This window comes from Microbacterium sp. (assembly GCF_047606685.1).
Taxonomy (GTDB): Bacteria; Actinomycetota; Actinomycetes; order Actinomycetales; family Microbacteriaceae; genus Microbacterium.
Window position 1 is genome coordinate 1 of sequence record NZ_JASGEC010000086.1, and the last position, 7230, is coordinate 7230.

Sequence of the window (7230 nt, forward strand, 5' to 3'; positions counted from 1 at the left end):
CCGCCGCCGGGGCCGCCGCCGCGGCCGAGCTTCCGTTCGCCGCGCCCGCCGCCGTGCTCACCCCGCCACCGCCGGGGGTCGCGGCCGAGGGCCAGCGCTTGCGACGCGCCGTGCCATGGGCGGGCTTCATCGTCGTTGGCTTCTTCGTGCTCATCTGGCTCGCAGCCAACGCCGGCCTTTTCAGCCGGTTTTTCTCGTTCTTGAACTGAGCGCGTCAATCGGCCAGGGTCCGCTGCCACACCGCGCGGCGGGCCGCCTGCTCGACAGGGTCGGGCACTGGCAGTGAGGCGATGAGGCGGCGCGTGTAGGCGTCGGTGGGCCGTCCCAGCACGTCGGCGGTCGGCCCCGCCTCGGCGATGCGCCCGTGGTGCAAGACCACCACCCGGTGCGCGAGCATGTCGACGACCGCGAGGTCGTGCGTGATGAACAGCGTCGCGAAGCCGAAGCGCTCCTGCAGCTCGCCGAACAGGTCGAGCACGCGGGCCTGCACCGACACGTCCAGCGCGCTCGTCGGCTCGTCGGCGATGAGCAGCTTCGGGTCGAGCGCGAGCGCCCGAGCGAGCGAGGCGCGCTGCCGCTGCCCGCCGGAGAGCTCGTGCGGGAAGCGATCGCCGAAGGCGGCGGGCAGCTGCACCGCCTCGAGCAGCTCGTCGACCTTCGCTCGCGCCGCCGCGGCGTCACGCGCGCCGCCGTGCACGATGAGCGGCTCGGCGACGTTCTGCGCGATGGTCGAGAGCGGATTGAAGCTCGTGGCCGGGTCTTGGAACACGAAGCCGAGCTCTTTGCGCCGAGGACGGAAGGCGCGTTCTCGCACCCCGCGCATCTCTGTGCCCAGCACGCGCAGCGAGCCGCCCGCGACCGGGGTGAGCCCGGCGATGGCGCGGCCGATCGTGGTCTTGCCCGACCCGCTCTCGCCGACCAGGCCCAGCACTTCCCCGGGCGAGATCGTGAAGTCGACGCGGTCGACGGCGCGGAACGCCGAGCGCCCGAACCGCCCGGTGTACTCGATCACCAGCTGGTCGGCCACCACCACGGGCTCGGCGGTCACCGCGGCCTCGGGAATCGGCCGGTCAGCGACCTGCATCCGCGGCACCGCGTCCAGCAGGCGCCGGGTGTACTCGTGCGCGGGCGCCTCGAACAGCTCGTGCACCGGCGCGGTCTCGACGATCTCCCCCTCGAGCATGACGGCGACCCGGTCGGCCAGGTCGGCGACGACGCCCATGTTGTGCGTGATCAGCACGATCGCGGTGCCGTCCTCGTCGCGCAGGCGCCGCAGCAGGTCGAGGATCTCGGCCTGCACGGTGACATCGAGCGCGGTGGTGGGCTCGTCGGCGATGATCACCGCGGGCTCGAGCGCGAGCGCCATCGCGATGACGATGCGCTGCTTCTGCCCGCCCGAGAACTGGTGCGGGTAGTCGTCGACGCGGCGCTCGGGGTCGGGGATGCCGACCCGGCGCAGCATCTCGACGGCCCGCGCCCTGGCCTCGGCCTTGGAGTGCCGGCCGTGCGCGCGCAGCCCCTCGATGAGCTGCCAGCCGACTGTCCACACCGGGTTGAGCGCGGTCGACGGCTCCTGGAAGATCATCGCCGCCTTCGTGCCGCGCACCTCGCGCAGCGCCCGCGCGTCGAGCCCTGCGACATCCGTCCCGTCGAGCACCACCGCGCCGTTCACGGTCGCCGTCTCGGGCAGGAGCCCCAGGATCGAGCGGGCGGTGACGGTCTTGCCGCTGCCCGACTCGCCGACCACGGCGAGGACTTCGCCGCGGCGCACGTCGAGCGACACGTCGCGAACAGCGCGCACGTCGCCTCCGTCGGTCGCGAACGCCACGTCGAGGTGGCGGATGTCGACGGCCAGCCCGTCCGCGGAGATCGCCATCACTCCACCTCTCCCAGGAACTCGCGGGTGGCGGGGCGAGTGGCCGACACCGCGTCGGCGGGCGTCTGCCCCTTGGCCCGCCGGCGGGCGCGCAGGCGGGGGTCGGCGAGGTCGTTCAGGCTCTCGCCGATGAGCGTGATGCCGAGGATCGCCAGCACAATCGCGATGCCGGGCGGGATCGAGGTCCACCAGATTCCCGCGGCCACGTCGCTGATCGACTTGTTGAGGTCGTACCCCCACTCGGCGGCGGCGGTGGGCTCGATGCCGAAGCCGAGGAAGCCGAGGGCGGCCAGGGTGGCGATCGCCTCGGAGGCATTGAGGGTCACGATGAGCGGGAGGGTTCGCGTCGCGTTGCGCAACACGTGCCGGAACATGATGCGCGGAGTGGACGCGCCGATGACTTTCGCCGACTCGACAAAGGCTTCGGATTTGACGCGCACGACCTCGGCGCGCACGACCCGGAAGTACTGCGGGATGAACACGACGGTGATCGACACCGCCGCCGCGAGCACCCCCGGCCACAGCCCGGACTGCCCACCGCTGATCGCGATGGCCGCGACGATCGCGAGCAGCAGGGTCGGGAACGCGTAGATCGCGTCGGCGACCACCACCAGAACGCGGTCGACCCAGCCGCCCAGATAGCCGGAGACCAGACCCAGGAGCACTCCGACGAACACCGACAGCGCAAGCGCCACGAGGATGACCATCAGCGCGGTCTGCGCGCCCCACAGCACGCGAGAGAGCACGTCGTAGCCGCCGACCGTCGTGCCGAACCAGTGCGCGGCGCTCGGCGGCTGCTGGGAGCCGAAATTGCCGTCCGGCCCGCGCAACTGGTTGTAGCCGTACGGCGCGATCCACGGAGCGAGCACGGCGGAGAGGAGGAACAGCGCGGTCAGCACTAAGCCGACAATCAGCATCCCGCGCTGCAGGCCCACTGACTGCCGCAGCTGGTGGACGATCGGCAGGCGGTCGACGAGGCGCCGCGAGCGCACGGCCATGTCAGTACCTCACCCTCGGGTCGAGGAAGGCGGCGATCACGTCGACCACGAAGTTCGTGAGCGCCACGATGATCGCGATCAGGGCGACGATGCCCTGCACGGCGACGAAGTCGCGCGCGGAAAGGTAGGCGGCCAACTGGAAGCCGAGGCCCGTCCACTCGAAGGTGGTCTCGGTGAGCACCGCGCCGCCGAGCATCATCGCGACCTGCAGTCCGATGACGGTGACGATGGGGATGAGCGCGGGCTTGTACGCGTGCTTGCGCACGAGGCGGTACTCGGTGACGCCGCGCGAGCGCGCCGCGTCGATGTACGGCATGTTGTGCGTGCCGATCACGTTGGTGCGCACGAGGCGCAGGAAGATGCCCGCGGTGAGCAGGCCCAGCGTGAGGGCGGGCAGCACGGCGTGGGCGAGCACGTCGCCGACGTACGCCGCGTTGCCCGACGCGATCGCGTCGACGAGGTAGATCCCCGTGCCACCGTCGCGGCTGAGCGCGATCTCGGTGCGCACGCTGGCCCGGCCGCTCACCGGCAGCCAGCCGAGCCATACCGAGAACACGAGCTTCGCGACGAGCCCGGAGAAGAACACCGGGGTCGCGTAGAAGAGGATGGCGCTCACGCGCAGCACCGCGTCCGGCGCCCGGTCGCGCTTGGCTGCGGCGACCAGTCCGAGCGGGATGCCGACGATGAACGCCACCACCAGGGCGTACACGACGAGTTCGAGCGTGGCCGCGCCGTATGTGAGCAGCACATGCGTGACGGGCTGGTTGTCGGTCAGCGTCGTGCCGAAGTTCCCGGTGAGGATCTGGCCCAAGTACTCGAAGTACTGGACGATGACGGGGCGGTCGTATCCGGCTTCCTTGATGCGCTCGGCCAGTTGGTCGGCCGGAAGGCGCCCGCCGAGCGCCGCGGTGATCGGGTCGCCGGTGAGCCGGATGAGGAAGAAGACCAGGGTGACGAGGATCAGCACGGTCGGGATGATCAGGAGGAAGCGGACCAGGATGTACCGGCCCAGCATCCCCCCGCCTCCCGAGCGGCGCGCCGCCAGTGCCGGGGGCGGCTCATCGACCGGCGCCGCGGCGACGTCGCTCGTCGTCATAGAGGGAGCCTAACTGCGTTGCGGACTGTCTTGGCGGCGAGTCGGTGGGGCGGCCCCGCGGCCGCCCCACCGGTGCTCCCGCTACTTGGTCAGCGGCGCGAAGCGCAGCTTGAACGACGCGTCGAGAATGACGCCGTCGACTCCTGTCGCGGCCACAGCGACCTGTGCGCCCTGCAGCAACGGGACCGTGGACAACAGCTCGGCCACGCGAGCCTGGATGTCCTCGATCTCCTGTGTGCGCTTGTCCGGGTCGGTCTCCACCGCCTGCTGCAGGATCAGCTTCTCGGTCTCGTCGTCCGAGAAGTGGTTCCCCAGGAAGTTGTTCTTCAGGAAGAACGGCGTGAGGTAGTTGTCCGCGTCGGAGTAGTCCGGGAACCAGCCCAGCTGGTACGCCGGGTACACGTCGGCGGTGCGGTCCTCGGAGTACTGGACCCACTCGGTCGACTTGAGGTCGACTTCGAACAGGCCGTCGGCCTCGAGCTGCGACTTGACCAGCGCGTACTCGTCGCCCGACGAGGGGCCGTAGTGGTCCGGGTTGTACTGCAAGCTCAGCTTCACCGGCGTCGTGACGCCCGCGTCCTCGAGGCGCTGCTTGGCCTTGGCGGCGTCGGGGCCGCCGTTTCCGTCGCCGTACAGCTCCTTCAGCACCTCGGTGGCGCCGGTGAAGCCCTCCGGCACGAAGGAGTACAGCGGCGTGTAGGTGCCCTTGTAGACCTGTTCCGAGATCGCCTCCCGGTCGATGAGATCGGCCACCGCCTGGCGCACCGCGAGGGCCTTCTTCGAGTCGGCGTCAGACGTCTTCGCGCCGTACGGCTGGGTGTCGAAGTTGAAGACGATGTAGCGGATCTCTCCGCCCGGGCCGTTGACGACCTTCACGCTGTCGTTCGTGCTGAGGTCGTCGACATCCGTCGCCGAAAGGCTGCGGTACGCCAGGTCGACATCGCCCTCCTGGACGGCGAGCTTGAGGTTCGACGACTCGGCGAAGTAGCTCAGGATGACGCCCGCGTTCACTGCCGGGTCCAGCAGCCCCTGGTAGTTCTCGTTCGGGGCGAACTCCACGGTCTTGTTGAAGTCCCACGAGGTGATGCGGTAGGGGCCGCCGAACGCATCCGCGTCCACAATGTCCGCGTCGGGGGTGACCGCGTCCGCGGAGAACACCTCGTCGTCGACGATCGCGCCGGGGAAGCTGGTCAGAATGAACGGGAACACCTGGTCGTTGGCGGTCTTCAGATTGAAGACCACCGTGGTGTCGTCGGGCGTCTCGACGCTGTCGAGGTTGTAGAGCAGGCTCGATGCGCCGTTCGGGTCGGCGATCTTGAGGTTGCGGTCGAACGAGAACTTCACGTCGGCGGAGGTGAGGTCGTTGCCGTTGGCCCACTTCAGACCGGCCGGCAGCGTCACCGTGTACTCAGTCGGGGCGGTGAACTCCGCCGACTCGGCGAGGTCGGGCACGACCTCGGTGCTGTTGTAGTCGGTGTTCACCAGGTACGGGAACACCTGGGTCTGCACGGCGAGCGAGCCGTTGTCGTAAGAGCCGGCCGGATCGAGAGTGGTGACCTTGTCGGTGGTGCCCACGATGATCGGCTCGCTCGAGCTGCCCTCGTTGGTCGACTCGTTTCCCCCGCCGCCCGCGCAGCCGGCGAGGAGAAGGGCCGAGGTCCCGAGGGCCCCGACGGCGAGCGCGAGACGTCCAGGCCCGGAATGGTGCAGTGACATAGTGCTACCTCTGCTGTTGGTGAAGTCGGCGGCGCGGGTGTGGCGCCGCCCATCCGGCTATCTTCACTCCCGAGCGCGCGCGAAGCATCGCTCCGTGTCGTTTCGTGACGAGACTGAGACCCTCACGCGGTGACACCTGGTGCCGCCGGGCGCTCAGGCGGCAGCGCGAGACGGCCTCCGCAAGCACTCACGCTCTGATCCCCAGGGGGATCAGAGCGTGAGTGTTCGCGGGGCGCCGCGCTCCCGATCGGATGGCGCCCGAAGCGACGGCGTCGAGGGAACTACCGCCGAACGGTGCGAGTCACCTTCGAAGCCTTGGTCACCGTCGTGTAACCGGACTTTTTGCCCGTCACCTTGACGGTGATGCGCTTGCCAGCCTGCGCCTTCTTCAGGGTGTACTTCGACTTCGTCGCGCCCGTGATCGCCTTGCCGTCCGCGTACCACCGGTGGGTGAGCGTGACTCCGCTGTCCCACGTTCCGGGCTTGGCGGTCAGCTTCTCGCCGATCTTCGCCGTGCCCGAGATCTTCGGGGTCGGCGTGCTCGAGAGCGCGCTGTCGGGCTCGGTGACGTTGATGATGTCGACCTTGCCCGTGCTGCCCCACGTGGACACCCAGACCTCGCCCGTGTCCTCGACCAACCCGAAGTTCATCCCCCGAGACCGGGTTCGTCCACCAGCCCTCGGCCGCGCTGCTGGCCTCGTCCGGCAGCCCGACCCGCGCCACCACGGCGTCCGCGCCCCGCTTGGTCAGATCCAGCACCAGGATGAACCCCGGCCCCTCGCGGCGACGCGTCACGCCGCCGACACGCTATTCCACGCGCTGCGAAGTACTACATATTGCGTGGTACTGTGCATTCTGAACCTAAGCGAAGGGGGCGCGGTGGACACCACGCAGTTGCTCAAAGGCGTGCTGGATGCGGCGGTGCTCGCCGTCATCCAGCACGACGACGGATACGGCTACGACATCGTGCGTCGCCTGCGCGACGCCGGGCTCGGCGACGTCGGCGACGCGTCGGTCTACGGCACGCTGCGGCGCCTCTACAGCGCGGGCGCGCTGTCGAGCTACGTCGTGCCGTCCGACGGCGGGCCGAACCGCAAGTACTACGCCATCAACGCGCAGGGCCGCGACCTGCTGGCGAGCCAACGCGCCGATTGGGCGCGCTTCGCCGGGGCGATGTCGGCCTTGCTCGACGCCCCCGCCGCCAAGCCCCTGCGCACGATCGGAGAGAACCGGTGAACACCACGACATCCACTGCCCTCGACATCCGTATCTCTGCGTTTGCCGCAGCCGTGCGCCGCGAGCTCGGCGACCTGCCCGTCGAGGAGGTCGACGATCTGGTCGACGGGCTCGAGGCCGACCTCGCCGACCAGGCCGCCGACGCCGGCGACGGGTTCGAGCTGCCCGAGCCGGTCGCGTACGCGAGCGAGCTGCGGTCGGCCGCGGGGCTGCCCGAGAGATCGGATGCCGCCTCCGCCCGTGTGCCGCTGCGCGAGCGCGTGGCGCGGGCCCGCGCCGCGGCATCCGCCCGCCTGCGCTCGTCGCGC

General features: G+C 69.9%; 6 protein-coding genes and 2 pseudogenes. 3 read left to right on the forward strand and 5 right to left on the reverse strand.

The window, feature by feature from the left end; all coding sequences use genetic code 11:
• Positions 1-209, forward strand: a pseudogene (locus QM611_RS10650) (hypothetical protein); the annotation flags it as partial.
• 5 nt (positions 210-214) lie between these two features.
• Here QM611_RS10650 and QM611_RS10655 read toward each other — a convergent pair.
• The 5 genes from QM611_RS10655 to QM611_RS10675 form a co-directional block, all read right to left on the reverse strand.
• Entirely contained in the window at positions 215-1876 is a 1662-nt protein-coding gene (locus QM611_RS10655; RefSeq protein ID WP_415079898.1) for an ABC transporter ATP-binding protein, read from the reverse strand.
• Entirely contained in the window at positions 1876-2874 is a 999-nt protein-coding gene (locus QM611_RS10660) for an ABC transporter permease (protein ID WP_415079899.1), read from the reverse strand. Before QM611_RS10660 ends, QM611_RS10655 begins: the two co-directional genes overlap by 1 nt.
• Position 2875: 1 nt before the next feature.
• The gene (locus QM611_RS10665) at positions 2876-3970 is read right to left on the reverse strand and encodes an ABC transporter permease (RefSeq protein WP_415079900.1); all 1095 of its coding nucleotides are present in this window, start codon (positions 3968-3970) and stop codon (positions 2876-2878) included.
• 81 nt (positions 3971-4051) lie between these two features.
• Entirely contained in the window at positions 4052-5686 is a 1635-nt protein-coding gene (locus tag QM611_RS10670; RefSeq protein ID WP_415079901.1) for an ABC transporter substrate-binding protein, read from the reverse strand.
• A 281-nt stretch (positions 5687-5967) separates the two neighbouring features.
• Positions 5968-6336, reverse strand: a complete 369-nt coding sequence (locus QM611_RS10675) for a hypothetical protein (protein ID WP_415079902.1) — start codon at positions 6334-6336, stop codon at positions 5968-5970.
• Between the two features lie 229 nt (positions 6337-6565).
• Between QM611_RS10675 and QM611_RS10680 the strand changes: the two genes are divergently transcribed.
• Both QM611_RS10680 and QM611_RS10685 read left to right on the forward strand, forming a co-directional pair.
• Positions 6566-6922 (forward strand): PadR family transcriptional regulator, encoded by a 357-nt coding sequence (locus QM611_RS10680; RefSeq protein WP_415079903.1) that lies wholly within the window; start codon positions 6566-6568, stop codon positions 6920-6922.
• A pseudogene (locus QM611_RS10685) lies at positions 6919-7230 on the forward strand (hypothetical protein); the annotation flags it as partial. The gene QM611_RS10680 and the pseudogene QM611_RS10685, both read left to right, overlap by 4 nt.